Here is a 15,010-nt window from a genome sequence, read left to right as displayed (position 1 = left end):
CATCACTGGCCTCCTCCTGGCGCCTCAGCGGGCAGCGGGGGTCCGGGCGGCGGCACCGGCGCTCCCAGCGGCGACGGTCCGGGTGCCGGCGTCGGGGCGACGGGACCGGGAATCACGTTCGGTCCGGGCGGCGGTGGCGGTATCGGTGCCGGGTTCCCAGGCACGCCGATGAAGGGCGCCGGCCCGGGCTCTTCGTTGTAGGCGTTCGGGTAGCCCGGCGGGGTCTGGTACTGCGACTGCACGGGCGCGATGTCCGGCCCACCCATCAACTCGGCCAGCGAGTCGGGGGTCAGCAGCCCGGCCGTCACCGGTCCCACCTTCACGCCCTGCATGCCGGGCGCGGTGATCCAGCCGTGCTGGGTATTGCGATGCGACGTGGGGGTGTCAGGAACCCAAATTCCCGGCACGGTGGTGTCCTTGTAGCCGGGCGGCGGGTGCAGCCGGTTCTCCGAGTAGGCGACTTCCTTCGGCAGAGTCGCGGCAAGGCTGAACAAGTTGAGGCCAAACGGCGGGTAGTTGAACTTGATCGCGTCGAGGATCGGCGCCAGGTACTGCGCGCAGAGTTCGGCGGATTCCTGGTATCCCAGCCGGCTGCCAGCCTGGATAGCGCTGCAGAAGAACTCCATCGGATTGGCAAAGCCCATTGTCTCCAAGCTCTGCGCTTGGGCGACAACGGCGCTGTGCGCCGGGTGGTAGATCAGGTTGGCGTTGGCCAGCGCCGTCGGAAGGATGTGCAGGCTCTGTTCCAGTCCTGTCAAGGTATCGGGCTGGACCAGTGCATTGGTCGTGTCGGCCAGGGTGTTGATGTCATGCGTCAGCACTTCGGCGTTCTTGCCCAGGAAGGGCCGCACCGTAGTCAGCAGCCCGTCGAATTGCTGGATCGCGTTCGACAGATCCTGATCAGATCCGGTGAGGCTGCTGGTGAACTGCGCCAGGTTCTTGTTGAGCGCCACGAACTTCTGGTCGTCGGCGTGCAGCGCGTTGACGAACAACGCCAGGCTGCGCACCACCGCGAAGAAGTCACCCCGACCCTGGTTGAGCGCGGTCAGCGCGCGCGACAGGTCGTTGAACGTGGTGTTGATCTGCTTGCCCTTGCCGGCCAAACCGTCGGCGTAGGCCTCGATGACGTCACCGAACGGACCCTTTGGCTGCTCCTTGGTCGGGCCCAGCTTGGAGATGACGTGGGTGATCGTGTTGCGCAGCTCGTCCCACTCGGTGGGTACCTGGGTGCGCTCCTCGGGGATCACCGCATTGTCGGCAAGCACCGGGCCGCCCTTGTAGACCGGCTCGAGTTGGATCAGCCGCGAGGCCACCAGCGTCGGGTTGAGGATCACCGCCTGCGCGTCGGCGGGCACCTTGTATTTGTTCGCGTAGTGGAAGGTGACCTTCATCTTGTCGCCGGCCGGTTCGACCTTGTCGATCGCGCCGACCTTGACGCCCATGATCTCGACTTTGTCGCCGTTGTACAGGGCGTTGGCCACCGGGAAGTAGGCGACGACGGTGTTCGTGGTCAGCTTCTTGTAGAGCTGAAGGCCGAGGTAGCCCAGCACCAGCGCCGCCACGATCGCGAGCGTGCCGATGATAATCGCCGCCCGGGACACCTTCGGCATCCGGAGGTTACGGAAGTCAAAGACGGTGCTCAATTCTGGTTACCTCCTTGCGCACCGCTGCCTCCAGCTCCGCCCGTGCCCGGGATGAACGGCGCAGGCAGGTTATTGCCGGGTCCCGGCGGTGCCGGGGCCAACGCCATCGGCCCTGGTGGCGGGGCCGCCGCCGGGTTCGCCGGAGCCGGACCTGGGAGCGGTCCGAGCGGCTCGGTGCGTCCCCCGGGCGGACCCGGGGCGATCGGCACCGGGGTGCCCGGCACGTCGGGTGGGGCCGTTCCGGGTCGGCCGGCGATCGGAATGCCCGGGGTCGGCGGCAGCCCGTTAGGGTTCGCCGGCGATGACGCGATGTCGGCGTTCGGGTATGGACCGTTCGGCCCGAACGGACCCACGTTCTGGTTGATGCCCGCACACGGCATGGGGTTGCCCGGCCGCGGCAGCAACTCCGGCGGAGGCGTGTAGGAGCACGGCGATCCCGGCGGGATAGCCGGACCCGGGTGATCCGCGGTTCCTTCCAGCAGCTGCGGCGCCGGTGGCGGCGCACCGTTCTGGAACCGCGTGCCGTTCGGATCCGGGAACATGCCCGCCGGCAGGCCGGCGCTGCGCCAGAAGTCCTCGGGGTCGATGCCGCGCTTCTTGAACGCGGCGTCCACCCAGGGCTGCAGGATCCAGTACGGCAGCAGGTTGGACAGCTGCACCTTGAAATACGGCGCGGACGCCACGGTTTCGTTGAGACCCGAAACGGTTTTGCCCAGTGTCTTTACCACAGCCGCCAGGTCGTCCTTGCGCCTGTCCAGCAGGTCGCTGACCGTGCGCAGCTGCTCCAGAACATGGTTCAGGTTCGGGTTGTCGTTGATCAGGTTCTCCACCTGAGCGGAGAACGCGGCCACGTTGCTCAGCAGCGCGCTGATCGCGCGGCTGCGCTCGTTGAACGCGGCCAGCAGGTTGTTGGAGTTGACGAACAACCGGTCGATCTGTTGGCTACGGTCGCCCAAAATGCTGGCGATCTGGTTGGCCTGGGCGAGCAGGTGCGTGATCTTCTCGTCGCGCTTGCCGATCGTGTCGGAGAACTTCGCCACCCCGTCCAGTGCGGCACTCAGGTGCGGGTAAGTCTGATCGATGGTCTGCGACAACACATTTAGCGACTGCTTGACGGTGTCGATGTTCCACCCGGCCGCGGCCTTGGTGACGTCGAAGAACGCGTCGTAGATCTGGTACGGGGTGGTGCTCTGACCGAGCGCCAGCGTGCCGCCGGGACGCAGCGTCGTGGTGCCACGCGGCTCGATCTCGAGCACCTTTTTACCGAGGATGGTGTCGGTCTTGATCGCCAGCCGGCTCTCGGTGCCGATGGTGTCGCTGCCGGTCGAGAACTTCATTACGACGTGGTCGTCCCGGATGTCGATGCTTTCGACCTGGCCGACATCCACGCCGGCGATGCGGACCTTGTCACCCTTGTTCAGCTGTCCCGAGTCGGTGAACTGACCAAAGTAGCTGGGCTGCGCGAAGATCTGCGGAATGCTGGTCAGGGTCTGCCCGACCGCGACGGTCAGCACGGTGACGATCAGGCCCATCAGGCCGATCCGCTTCCGGTTGGCGGGTTCCAGCGTCCTCATTGCGCGGTGCACCTACCCGTCGGCTGGGACCAGATACGGACCGTGCGGACCGGGCCGCCGGCCTGTAGGCCGTTGGTCTTCAGGGTCAAGTCGCACAGGTAGAAGTTGATCCAGTCGCCATAGTTACCGATGGCGTTACCGACCATGTTGACCCCAGCCGGCGTCCGCTTGATCTGGTCGTCGTAGAGGTCCTGCTGGTCGATGATCGGTTGCTGAATGGGCTCCAGATAGCTCAGCGTCTTGTGCAGCAGGTTCCGGTTGTCGGCTAGCAACTCGGCGACCGTTCCGGCGCCGTTGCTGATGTTCGCGACGCCTGCCGCGAAACCATCGGCGTGGTTGTTCAGCCCGGTGATCAGCTTCTCAAAATTGTCGACGGTCTCGTCAAAGTCCTTGCGGTGCTTGACCGTTGTGTCCAGGACGATGTTGAGGTTCTTGACCACCTCGCCGATCGCCTGGTCGCGCTCGGCGATCTTGGACGTCAACGCGGCCGTCTGGTCGAGTATGTCGTTGATCGTGCCGCCCTGCCCCTGAAACACCGTGATGATCGACGTCGCGATGTTGTTCACCTTCTCCGGGTCGAGCGCGCGGAACAGCGGCTTGAACCCACCGATCAACGCATCGAGGTCCAGCGCGGGCGACGTGTGCGAGATCGGAATGAATCCGCGCGCCGGAAGCACCCGGTCGGAGCCTTCACCCTCGCCCCGCTTGAGCTCCAGGTAGCGGTCGCCGATCAGGTTGAGGTAGCGCACCTGAGCGGTGGTCGACTGATACAGCGGGACGTCGTGGTCGACGTCGAAATCGACGCGCACCCGGTGCCCGCCGTCGACCAACTTGATGCTCTTGACTTTGCCGATCTCCACACCGGAGGCCCGCACGAACTGACCGTTCCGTAGCCCGCTGATGTTGTTGAACTCAGCGGTGTAGCTGTTCGTCCGGTCGAAGCGCATCTGGCCGAACACCACGATGATGAGCGCGGTGAAGAGCAGCAGCACCGTCGCGACGATGCCGAGCCTGACGAGGGTTCCGGTGATTTTCATGGGTTGATCGTGTGGTCTCCCATCTGGCGGCCCCAGACGTACTCGACTGCATACGGGGAACCGGTATCGATGTGGTTGTAAGGAGCGAGGCTGGCGCCGGTGTCCATCACCAGCGTCGGCGCGGGCCACAGTTCACGGGTGATGGTCTGCCAGCACCCGGGCGCGCCACCCGGGCCGCCGTGCGCGTTGATGCGGGGCAGGTTCTCGGGGTAGATGTACGGGTTCGGCGCGCCACCGACCAGTCCGCCCAGTGCGAGTAGGCCCCCGGTGGCCAGGGTGAGGCCGAGGCCGGGCAAGCCCAGCGACAGGCCGAGCCCGGAGAAGAGCTCGCTCTCCGACCGCAGCGAGTACGGGCTGGTGAACGCCGCAACCTTTGGTTCGGCGTCGTGCAGATTGCGCACGGTGCAGAACAGCTCGGGACTGTATGTGTCGAGCAACTGAGCGGTCGGTACCAGGTCCTTAGCTCCACGTGCCAAGTAGGGCCCTCCGCGGTTGACGATCTCGGCGCCCGTGGCCCCGAATCCGGCGGCGGCCAGCAACGCACGGTCGAGGTCTTTTTCCTGGGCGTGCACGGTGTGCGCCGTCGTCGAGGCGTTGTTCAGGAAGTCGAACAGGTCCGGCGATGCGTTGGCGTAGGTGTCGCCGAGCCGAGCCAACTGCTGGATGTCGTGGCGGATGATCGGCATCCGCGGGTTGACATCGTCGAGTGCGGCACTGCCGTTGATGATCGACTGTCCGAATTTGTCGCCCAGTCCGCTCAACGCCTGCGCGGCCGCGCTCAGCGTCAGGTTGACCTTGACCGGGTCCACCTTCTCGGCGATCTGGGTGATGGTCTGGAACAGCGTGTTGATTTCCGTCGTCACCGATCGCACGTCGATCACTGTCGACGGCGTAATCTGTTGCGGCAGTGGGTTTTCCGGTGCGGTCATCGACACGTACTTCTCACCGAACACCGTAGTGGCGACGATCTTCGCATCCACGTTGGCCGGGATCAGGTGCAGGTACTTGGGATAGACGTCCAGGGTGAACTTGACCGCGGGCTTGCCGTCGCGCTGGATCTCGTCGATCTTGTCGACGCGGCCGATCTGCACGCCGTTGTAGGTGACCTTCGAGCCGGGGTCCATCACCAGGCCGGCGCGGTCGGACAGCATGGTCAGCTTGGTCTTGTCGGTGAAGTCACCCTTGTACTGGAGATAGACCAGCCACAGCACCAACGCGAAGATGATGAACACGATGAACCCGGCCACCCGATAGGGCTGGAACGGAGCCTTGTTGACCTTCCCTCGTGGACTCGTCATCGCCACCTACACCGTGAAGTTGAAGTTGGGATTGACGCCGTAGAGCGCCATCTCGGCCAGCAGGATGACGATGGGGTTAGCCACCAGCGAGAAACGCATCGACCGGCCGACGCCCTCGCCCACACCGACCGGACCGCCGCTGGCGTTGTACCCGTAGTAGCAGTGCGACAGCATCACCACGATGGAGATGATGATGACTTCGACGAACGACCAGAACACGTCGTCAGGACGCAGGAACGTTCGGAAGTAGTGCTCGTAGGTTCCCGAGGTCTGCCCGTACAGGGCCGTCGTGACGATCTGCGGCGACAGGAACGACAGGATCAGACCAATCGAGTACAGCGGGATGATCACCACCAGGCCGGCGAGCATGCGGGTCGACACCAGGTACGCCGTGGACTTGACGCCCATCACTTCGAGCGCGTCGATCTCTTCGCTGATCCGCATGGCGCCCAGCTCGGCCGTGGCGCCGGCCCCGACCGTGGCCGCCAGCGCGATCCCGGTGACGATCGGTGCGACCAGACGCACGTTGATGAAGGCGGCGACGAATCCCAGCAAGGTCTCAATACCGATGTGGCCCAACGACGCAAGACCCTGGATGGCGACCAGCGAACCGGCCGAGAGCGTCACGAAGGCGATGATCACCGCGGTGCCCCCGACAACCGCCATCGCGCCGGTACCCATGCCGACCTCGGCGATCAGCCGCAGGACTTCCTTGCGGTAGCGAGTGAGTGCCCACGCCATGTCGCGCACACCGATGACCGCGAACCAGCCGATCCGGCCGGCCTCGTCGAGCGGCTTGCTGGCCGCACTGCCGTACCTGGCGAGGTTTTCGGATGCCCGCGGGAAGCGGCTGCGGAGTACCTGAGCGGTCGACACGTCACATCCCCGTTCCGAAGCGCACACCGATGGTGGTCAGCACGACGTTGACCGCGAACAGCGCGACCACGCACAGCACGACGGTCTCGTTGACCGCGGTGCCCAGTCCCTTGGAGCCACCGCTCACGGTCAGCCCGCGGTAGCAACCGACCAGGCCGGCGATGAGCCCGAAGGCGAGGGCCTTGATCGTTGCGATGACGACTTCCGGCAGGCCGGTGACCAACGTCAGGGTCGCCAGATAGGCACCGGCGGACACGTTCTGCATGTAGACCCCGAACAGGAATCCGCCGACCAGACCGACCATCGAAACCAAGGCGTTGAGCAGCATCCCGCACAGGGCGCAGGCCAGCACGCGGGGCACCACGAGTCGGTGAATCGGGTCGATGCCTAGCACTTCCATCGCGTCGATCTCTTCGCGGATGGTGCGCGCACCGAGGTCGGCGCAGATGGCCGTCGACACCGCACCGGCGATCACCAGCACGGTGTTGATCGGACCGATCTGGGTGATGACGGCAATGCCCGCGCCTGCGCCCGAGATGTCAGCGGCGCCAACCTGGATCAGCAGGATGTTGAAGGTGAAGATGAACAGCGCGGTCACCGGCACCGATACGGCCATGGTCGGCAGCAGCGCCACCCTCAGGATGAACCAGCACTGCAGGATGAATTCTTTCCACTGAAATGGCGTGCGGAACAACGCCTTTCCGGTGAGGACACACATTCGGAAGAAGCCACCGACAAGGACGAGCGGCGGCCCGATTTGGTCGCGGATGTAGTCAGTAACCCGCGGCTGCGTTGTGGTCACTGCCACCCCCTCCCGATGCAACCCTGCGCCGTCCGGCGGAGCGGCGAATAGTTTCGCACAGCTCCTCCTTGCCCCGTCCCTAGGTGTGTGACCTCTGTCTCACTACTGGCAAGTAGTAAGGCGGACCACAGGACTGTACCCGATGGGCTCGCGGGCGTGCATGGCATCGGCGTTATTAGCCTTTCGTCTAGTTGACCTGCGGGTTATCCGTTATGTCAGCTTCATCCGCCTTGCGCCGGATCCGTTGATGCGGAACCGCTTTGAGGGACGGGTGAGCCGCCGTACCGAGTCCGTAATTCGGTCTTCAGGACTTTGCCGGCGGGGTTGCGCGGCAGCGCGTCGACGATCTCGAGCACCTTGGGATGTTTGTAGCGCGCCAACCGCTCGTGGAGGAACTCGTCGAGGTCTTCGATGCGCAGGTTTGCGTCGGTGACAGCCGCCACCGCGACCGGCACCTCGCCCCATTTCTCGTGCGGCCGCCCGATAACCGCGACCTCGACGATCGCGGCGTGACTGGCCAACACGTTCTCCACCTCCGCGCAGTAAATGTTCTCGCCGCCGGAGATGATCATGTCCTTCTTGCGGTCGACGACCCAGACATAGCCTTCGTCGTCCATCCGGACCAGGTCGCCGGAATGGAACCAGCCGCCGTGAAACGCTTCGGCGGTGGCTTCCGGGTTGTTCCAGTAGCCGCTCATCAATGTGGGTGCCCGATAGACGATTTCACCGACCTCGCCTCTTGGCACGTCGTTCATCTCCTCGTCGACTACGCGGGCGGCCACCGTCGGGATCACCTTGCCCACCGAGCCGAGCTTTCGGATCGCGTCTTCGCCGAGCAGCATGCAGGTCACCGGAGACATCTCGGTCTGACCGAAGGCGGCCAAGATCTGCGATCCGGGGAAGGTTTCCGACATCTGTCGCAGGAGGGTATCCGACGCGGGTGCGGCTCCCCAAGAGATGACCCGAAGCTTCACGTCGCGTGGATTGGCCTGCTGCGCATTGCATACCGCCTGCCACTGCGCGGGGACCAGGAAAATCCCGGTGACCTTCTCGGCGGCCAGCACATCGAGTAGATGTCCGGGATCGAACGCCCCGAGCGGGTGAATCACCGTCGAAAGCCCCATCAACATTCCGGTCAACAGGTTGCCTATTCCGGCTATATGGAAGAAAGGGACCCCGATGAAGCCGATGTCGTCGGCGGCGAACCCGTGGGTGTAGAGGTTGGCCGTGGTCTGGCAGCTCAAGTTGGTGTGGGTCAGCACCGCGCCCTTCGGGCGGCCGGTGGTGCCGGAGGTGTACATGATCAGCGCCGGCGAGTCGTTGGGAACGTCGGCGGGCGAGGCCGGCTCGCCCGGTTCGTTGATCAGATCTTCGTAGGCCAGCAGACCCTCGTCGGCCGACTCGCCCGCGACCACGATGGTTTCGAGCACCGAGGTGACACCGCGAACAGCCGACGCCACCGGGGCGAGGACCGGCTCGGTGATCATCAACCGGGCCTCGCAGTCGTCGACCAGGAAGGCGATCTCGGGCGGGGTCAGGCGGAAGTTGACCGGGACGGCGATCGCTCCGATCATGTTGGCCGCCAAGACCGATTCGACGAACTCGGTCCGGTTCAGCATCAGGATCATCACCCGGTCGCCCGGGCCGACTTCGCGTCGAGTCAAGGCTCCGGCGAGCTTCGCGACGCGCTCGCGCAGGCCGGCCCACGTGATCGTGTTACCGAGGAACCTCAACGCAGTCGCACCCGGCTGCATGTATGCATGCCGCTCGAGTTGGTTGACCCAATTCTGCCGTCGCGCCAGATATGGCTGCTCGCTCGCGGCGTCGTGGGTGTCATGGGCGCCGTGGCCGGTCAACTGCGCGGTCAACTGCTCGCTTCCCCTCTCCTAGAAGTTGATATTTGATAAAACTTCGTGTTGTCTGGGTCACACTATGGTCTTGGCTTCAGGAAGACAACCCCGGTGACACCCCCGAGCGCACTCGCCGCAACGCGGCTCCCGCTGCGCCGGGCGCAGTTGTCCGACGAGGTCGCCGGCCACCTGCGTGCAGCGATCATGTCGGGAGTATTAAAGCCCGGGACATTCATCCGGCTCGACGAGACCGCCGCCAAGCTGGGCGTCAGCGCGACGCCGGTGCGCGAGGCGCTGCTGAAACTGCGCGGCGAGGGCATGGTGCAACTCGAGCCGCACCGCGGACATGTGGTGTTGCCGCTGAGCCGCCAGGACGTCGACGACATCTTCTGGGTGCAGTCGACCATCGCCAGGGAGCTCGCAAAGTCGGCAGCCGAGCTCATCACCGACGCCGAGATCGAGGAGCTCGAACACCTCACCGATGTGCTGACCACAGTCGTCGCCGCCGCCGACGTCGAAGCGATAGCAACGACGGAGTTCGCCTTTCACCGCACCTTCAATCGCTCCACCGGGCGAATCAAGTTGGCGTGGTTTCTGCTTCACGTTGCCCGGTACATGCCCTTGATGGTCTACGCGACGGACCCGGAGTGGGGCGCCGCCGCAATACGCAACCATCGCGAAGTGATCGCGGCGCTGCGACGCCGGGACACGGCCGCGGTGGTGGAGCACACCGCGTGGGGGTTCGACGACGGAGCTCGACGCCTTACCGAGCGGCTGGCCAGTACCGGGATCTGGGACTAGCTGGTATTTAGGAAGCCGCAAGCTCTTCGGCGCGCTTCTTGAGGTTCTCGGCGAGGTAGTCGATGACGTTGCCGGCCAACTGCTTGACCATCGGGGCCGGGATCGGCATCGACGGTTCGACGTCCAGGTCGACGGTGAGCAGCGACGACGAGCCGGTGTCGACGACGCTGAACAACTGCTCCTGCTTCTTGAAGAGATTGCCCTGCTGCAGCACGGTCTGGATCTGCGTCGGGCTCGGGTAGTAGACCGCCTGGATCAGACTGTCCTCGAGCGCTTCGTATTTCGCGTCGAGGCGCAGTTGGCTGGGCCGCCCGTCGTCGTAGCGGGCCAGCACCCACAGGCCCTGGACTCCGTCGTTCCACTCCGGGTAGCGCTCGAAGTCGCCGACGATGGCCAGGATCGAGTCGGCGTTGGCGGCGACCTCAACGGTCTTGCTGACAAAAGGCATTCGCCGAGCTTACCGAGAACGCCCGGATGCCTAAGTGACGCGGGCGGTGGACAGCAGCGCGCGGATGTCGTCGGGGATCGGCGTCGGCCGGCGGGTGACCTTGTCGATGTAGACGTGCACCCAGTGCCCGACCGCGGCGATGGCCTGCGGCTCGTCGGCCGCTGATGTGTCGTCGCCGCGGAACACCCCGAGCCGATAGGTCACGCTGCTTTTGCCCAACCGGGTGACAGCCACGCCGACGACAAGTCGTTCCGGGAAGTGCAGTTCGGAGAAGTACCGGCAGCCCGATTCGGCGACGATGCCCTGCGCCGACGTCGTCACCGGGTCCAGCGTGACGCCTGTTTGGATCCAGCCGTTGATCGCGGTGTCGAAAAGTTGGTAGTACACCGCGTTATTCAGGTGACCGAACATGTCGTTGTCGGCCCATCGGGTCAGCACCGGCCAATGCACGGGAAAGTCACGACTGGTCAGGCCGTCGGGTGTGGGCGGAATCGAACTCATGGTTGTATTCGACCATGCTCGAAATCCGGGGTGCGGTACTGGAGCAGATCGGATTGCCTCGGCCGTATGCCCAATCCCGGCCCATCTCCATCGCCGACGTCGCGTTGGCCCCGCCCGGCGCCGACGAGTTGTTGATCCGTATCGAAGCCGCCGGCGTATGCCATTCGGATCTATCGGTGGTGGACGGCAACCGGGTGCGCCCGACGCCGATGCTGCTCGGGCACGAGGCGGCCGGAATCATCGAGCAAGCGGGCGACGGCGTCAACGACGTGGTGGTCGGCCAGCGTGTGGTGATGACGTTCCTGCCGCGATGCGGCCACTGCGCGGCCTGCGTCACCGACGGGCTGACGCCGTGCAAACCGGGCAGCGCGGCCAACAATGCCGGCACCCTGCTCGGCGGCGGAATGCGGCTGACCCGCGGCGGCGACAACATTTTTCACCATTTGGGGGTGTCGGGCTTCGCGACGCACGCGGTGGTCAACCGGGCCAGCGTCGTTCCGGTGCCCGCGGATGTCCCTCCCCCGGTCGCCGCGCTGCTGGGCTGCGCGATGCTGACCGGCGGCGGCGCGGTGCTCAACGTCGGCAAGCCGCAACCCGGGCAGACGGTGGCGGTGGTCGGCCTCGGCGGCGTCGGCATGGCGGCGGTGATGACCGCGCTGTCCTACGCGGGCGTCCAGGTGGTCGGCGTCGATCAGCTACCCGAAAAGCTCACCGGTGCAATCACTCTCGGTGCGCACGCGGCTTATACGCCGCAACAGGCCGCCGACGCCGGCGTGAAGGCGGACGTGGTCGTCGAGGCGGCCGGCCACCCGGCGGCCCTGGAGACGGCGATCGCGCTCACCGGCCCCGGCGGGCGAACCATCACCGTCGGACTGCCGGGGCCGGACGCGCGAATCAGTGTGTCGCCGTTGGGTTTTGTGGCCGAAGGCCGTTCGCTGATCGGCAGCTACCTGGGCTCAGCGGTGCCAGATCGCGACATCCCGCAGTTCGTCGAGCTGTGGCGGTCGGGGCGGCTGCCGGTGGAGTCGCTGGTGTCGTCGCGGATCACGCTCGACGACATCAACTCGGCGATGGACAACCTGGCCGACGGCGTTGCCGTCCGGCAGTTGATCAGCTTCTGAGCCCGCCGAGTGTAAATCTGACGACGCCATCGCGGCGTGTCGCGTCGTCTCATTCACACTCGACGCCGTTATGCCCCGTAGAACGCCCGCCGCAACGCGCGGCCCTGCAGGGCGAACAGCTGCTCGGAGACCTCCCAGTCGGGTAGCAGCGAGTCGAACCCGTGGCAGGTGCCGGGGAAGACGTGCAGTTCAGTGGCGACCCCGTCACGCAGCAGCCGCTGCGCGTAGTCGAGCGCCTCGTCGCGCAGCGGGTCGACGTCCGCACAGCTGATGAATGCCGTTGGTAAGCCGTGCAATTGGTCGCGCCGGGCCGGGGCGGATTCCGCCGACGCTTCGGTCGGCCCGAGGTAGTAGCGCCACATCAGCTCGGTGGCGGGCCCATCGAACGCCGGCGTCTCGGTGAACTCCGTCTTCGATCCGGTCACCCGGTCGTCGAGCACCGGTTGATGCAACAGCTGGAACACCAGCCTGTCGGCATAGCGTTGGGCAAGGCACGCCGCCAATGCGCCGCCGGCGCTGCTGCCGGCCACCGCGACGCGCGAGGCGTCGTCGGCGTTGGCGATCGACCAGTCGAGCACGCGCACGGCGTCGTCGAGCGCGGCCGGGTATGGATGTTCGGGCGCGAGCCGGTAATCCACCGAGACCACCGTGCATTGCCCGCGACGGGCCAGTTCCACGCATTGTCGGTGGTCGGTATCCAGATTGCCGAGGACGAATGCACCTGCGTGGCAATAGATCACGGTGGGTGCCGGCGAGGCCGCGCCGCGGTAGATCCGCACCGGCACGCCGTCGGCAACGTCATCGCTGATCGCTACTCCCGTGGTGTCGACATCCGCGACGGCGGCGCGGCGACGTTCGTCCAGACCGGCGCGGACGGGGCCGAGGTTCGACAGGTCGGTACGCGTCGCCGCCACGGCGCGCAGCACGGGGTCGAGCCGCTCGTCCATCACGAGGGTTCGAACGTGAAGTCGGCCGACTTGAATCGGCGGGTCATCCCCCAGAACGCACGGGCGCTGCGCGGCCACTGCGTCACCACCCGGCCATTGGCAGCTCGAAAGTAGTTGCTGCACTGGGTTGTCCACACCGTGCCCTGCATCCATTCGTCGATCTTGGCCAGGAAGCTCGCCATCGCCTCGGGCCGAACAGCCAGATAGCTTTTGCGCTTGCGCCGCAGGTAGCGCAGCGCCCGCACGACATAGCGGGCCTGCGCCTCGAGCACAAAGATCACGCTGTTGGAGCCGACATTCGTGTTGGGCCCGTAAAGCATGAAGAAATTCGGGAACCCGGGCACTGCCATGCCCAAATACGCGTGTGCGCCGTCGCGCCAGACGTCGCGCAACGCCACTCCACCTTCGCCGGTGACGTCGATCTCGCCGAGATAGTCGGCGGCCGCATATCCGGTGGCGCACACCACCACGTCGACGTCGCGTTCGGTGCCGTCCTCCATCACCAGCGAGCGCTCTCGCAGATACCGCGCCGGGCTGCTCAGCACCTCGACGTTCGGCCGGGTCAACGCGGCGAGATAGTCCGACGAGAACACCAACCGCTTACAGCCCATCGGGTGATCCGGTGTCAGTGCCCGGCGCAACCGCTCGTCGGGAACCGAACTCTCCAACAGCCGGTGCGCGATCGCGGTGAAGTCCTGGGTCTTCTCGCTGCCGTGCTCGATCACCGAAATATTGGCCTCGCTGCGCAGCCACAGCCGGGTGCGGTAGATCTTCTTGGCAAACGGCACATGCGCGAATACCCAACGCTCCCTTGCACTGTAGGGCCGATCGGGCTTGGGCAAGATCCAGGTGGGTGAGCGCTGCACCGAGTACACCTTCTCGGCGACCTCCACCAACTCGGGCACCACCTGTGAGGCCGTCGACCCCGTGCCCAGCACGGCGACCCGCTTGCCGCTCATATCGACCGAATGGTCCCATCGCGAGGAGTGCATCACCGTCCCGGTGAACGGCTCCTGCTCGACCAGGTCAGGCGACACAGGCTGGGTGAACAGTCCGACCGCCGACACCACGACGTCGAAGTCGTGCTGGTCCCCCGCTGCCGTAGTGAGGCGCCACTGGCGCGACTCCTCAAGCCAATGCGCGGAACGGATTTCGGTGCCGAGCCGCAGATGGGGATGCAATCCACTGTCAACCGCGCAGCGTTCGAAGTATTGCAGGATTTCACGCTGACCCGACCACAGCCGCGACCAGTTCGGGTTCAGGTCGAATGAATACGAGTACAGGTGCGACTTGACGTCGCACGCCAGCCCCGGATAGGTGTTGATCCGCCACGTCCCGCCGACCCCGTCTTCGCGATCGAAGATGGTGAAGTCGTGAAAGCCCGCCCGTGTCAACAAGATCCCCAAGGCGATACCGCCGGGCCCGGCACCGATGATGCCGACCCTCATTGGATCTTGAGGCATTGGCCGCCGTCGATAACGAGCTCGGAGCCGGTGATGAACGAGGCCTGGCTCGACACCAGGAACGCGACCGCATCGGCCACCTCGGACGGCTCCCCGATCCGGCCGAACGGCGCCGAGGCCGCCAGCCGAGACTGGGTGTCCGCGTCCAGCATCGGTGTCGCGATCGGCCCGGGAAACACCGCGTTGACGCGAATGCCCGCTGCAGCAAGCTCGCCGGCGGCGGCCTGCGTCAGGCCACGCAGCGCCCATTTCGCCGACCCGTAGGCGATGTGGTTGGGGAACGGCCGGATCGCACCCGTGCTGCAGGTGTTGACGATCGCCGCGCCGTCGGCGGCGCGCAGCTGCTCCAGCGCGGCCTGGATACCGAGGAATGCGCCCAAACAGTTAATCCGCCATGACCTTTCGAACGCCTCGGCCGTCTCGTCGGCGATTGAGGCGCGGTGTAGCACGCCGGCGTTGTTGATCAGCGTGGTCAGCGACCCGAAGCGGTCGACGGTATGAGCGACGGCCTGCTGCCAACCCGATTCCGACGTCACGTCGAGCCGTATTCCGATCACCCCGTCGTCGTCGAGACCGTCGACCGCCTCGATGTCGCACGCCGCCACGAAAAACCCGTCCGCGCGCAACCGTTGGGTGATGGCCAGGCCCT

Annotated in this window: 14 protein-coding genes; 2 read left to right on the top strand and 12 right to left on the bottom strand. The window is 65.5% G+C overall.

The annotated features are described in order from the left end of the window. Nucleotides 1-2: 2 nt before the first annotated feature. The 7 genes from A5658_RS12650 to fadD5 form a co-directional block, all read right to left on the bottom strand. Nucleotides 3-1,643: a virulence factor Mce family protein gene (locus tag A5658_RS12650; RefSeq protein ID WP_067334998.1), complete on the bottom strand. Its 1,641-nt coding sequence runs from the start codon at nt 1,641-1,643 to the stop codon at nt 3-5. Continuing rightward, on the bottom strand, nt 1,640-3,217 hold the full coding sequence (locus A5658_RS12645) for a virulence factor Mce family protein (protein WP_067334995.1): 1,578 nt from the start codon (nt 3,215-3,217) through the stop codon (nt 1,640-1,642). The genes A5658_RS12650 and A5658_RS12645 overlap by 4 nt, the downstream gene beginning before the upstream one ends. Then, nucleotides 3,214-4,254, bottom strand: coding sequence for a virulence factor Mce family protein (locus tag A5658_RS12640; protein WP_067334991.1), 1,041 nt, complete (start codon nt 4,252-4,254; stop codon nt 3,214-3,216). The genes A5658_RS12645 and A5658_RS12640 overlap by 4 nt, the downstream gene beginning before the upstream one ends. Then, on the bottom strand, nt 4,251-5,552 hold the full coding sequence (locus tag A5658_RS12635; RefSeq protein ID WP_067335107.1) for an MCE family protein: 1,302 nt from the start codon (nt 5,550-5,552) through the stop codon (nt 4,251-4,253). Before A5658_RS12635 ends, A5658_RS12640 begins: the two co-directional genes overlap by 4 nt. Nucleotides 5,553-5,558: 6 nt before the next feature. Then, complete coding sequence (locus A5658_RS12630) at nt 5,559-6,428, bottom strand: ABC transporter permease (protein WP_067334989.1); 870 nt, start codon at nt 6,426-6,428, stop codon at nt 5,559-5,561. A gap of 1 nt (nt 6,429) precedes the next feature. Further along, complete coding sequence (locus A5658_RS12625; RefSeq protein WP_156751437.1) at nt 6,430-7,146, bottom strand: ABC transporter permease; 717 nt, start codon at nt 7,144-7,146, stop codon at nt 6,430-6,432. Between the two features lie 305 nt (nt 7,147-7,451). Continuing rightward, entirely contained in the window at nt 7,452-9,098 is a 1,647-nt protein-coding gene (gene fadD5, locus A5658_RS12620) for a fatty-acid--CoA ligase FadD5 (protein ID WP_067334983.1), read from the bottom strand. 93 nt (nt 9,099-9,191) lie between these two features. On the opposite strand from fadD5, the gene A5658_RS12615 reads away from it, so the two are divergent. Beyond that, entirely contained in the window at nt 9,192-9,881 is a 690-nt protein-coding gene (locus tag A5658_RS12615; protein WP_067334980.1) for a GntR family transcriptional regulator, read from the top strand. A gap of 7 nt (nt 9,882-9,888) precedes the next feature. Here A5658_RS12615 and A5658_RS12610 read toward each other — a convergent pair whose 3' ends face one another. Together A5658_RS12610 and A5658_RS12605 are read right to left on the bottom strand one after the other, a co-directional pair. Then, nucleotides 9,889-10,329 carry an SRPBCC family protein gene (locus tag A5658_RS12610; RefSeq protein ID WP_067334976.1) on the bottom strand — a complete coding sequence of 147 codons (441 nt, stop codon included), beginning with the start codon at nt 10,327-10,329 and terminating at the stop codon, nt 9,889-9,891. Nucleotides 10,330-10,359: 30 nt separating this feature from the next. After that, nucleotides 10,360-10,830: a thioesterase family protein gene (locus tag A5658_RS12605; RefSeq protein ID WP_197503108.1), complete on the bottom strand. Its 471-nt coding sequence runs from the start codon at nt 10,828-10,830 to the stop codon at nt 10,360-10,362. Nucleotides 10,831-10,844: 14 nt separating this feature from the next. Here A5658_RS12605 and A5658_RS12600 point away from each other — a divergent pair, with 14 nt between their 5' ends. Next, nucleotides 10,845-11,951 (top strand): alcohol dehydrogenase catalytic domain-containing protein, encoded by a 1,107-nt coding sequence (locus A5658_RS12600; protein WP_067334972.1) that lies wholly within the window; start codon nt 10,845-10,847, stop codon nt 11,949-11,951. A gap of 68 nt (nt 11,952-12,019) precedes the next feature. Here A5658_RS12600 and A5658_RS12595 read toward each other — a convergent pair whose 3' ends face one another. The 3 genes from A5658_RS12595 to A5658_RS12585 all read right to left on the bottom strand — a co-directional run. Further along, on the bottom strand, nt 12,020-12,898 hold the full coding sequence (locus A5658_RS12595) for an alpha/beta hydrolase (protein ID WP_067334969.1): 879 nt from the start codon (nt 12,896-12,898) through the stop codon (nt 12,020-12,022). Beyond that, on the bottom strand, nt 12,898-14,361 hold the full coding sequence (locus tag A5658_RS12590; protein ID WP_067334966.1) for an NAD(P)/FAD-dependent oxidoreductase: 1,464 nt from the start codon (nt 14,359-14,361) through the stop codon (nt 12,898-12,900). Before A5658_RS12590 ends, A5658_RS12595 begins: the two co-directional genes overlap by 1 nt. Further along, nucleotides 14,343-15,010, bottom strand: a 668-nt coding sequence (locus tag A5658_RS12585) for an SDR family NAD(P)-dependent oxidoreductase (RefSeq protein ID WP_067334962.1), incomplete at its 5' end; no start/stop codon positions are given. The genes A5658_RS12585 and A5658_RS12590, both read right to left, overlap by 19 nt.

The organism is Mycobacterium sp. 1245111.1 (assembly GCF_001673405.1).
In the GTDB taxonomy this organism is placed as follows: Bacteria; Actinomycetota; Actinomycetes; order Mycobacteriales; family Mycobacteriaceae; genus Mycobacterium.
Note: the sequence above shows the minus strand (reverse complement) of the source record. Positions and strands in the feature narration are given on the sequence as shown.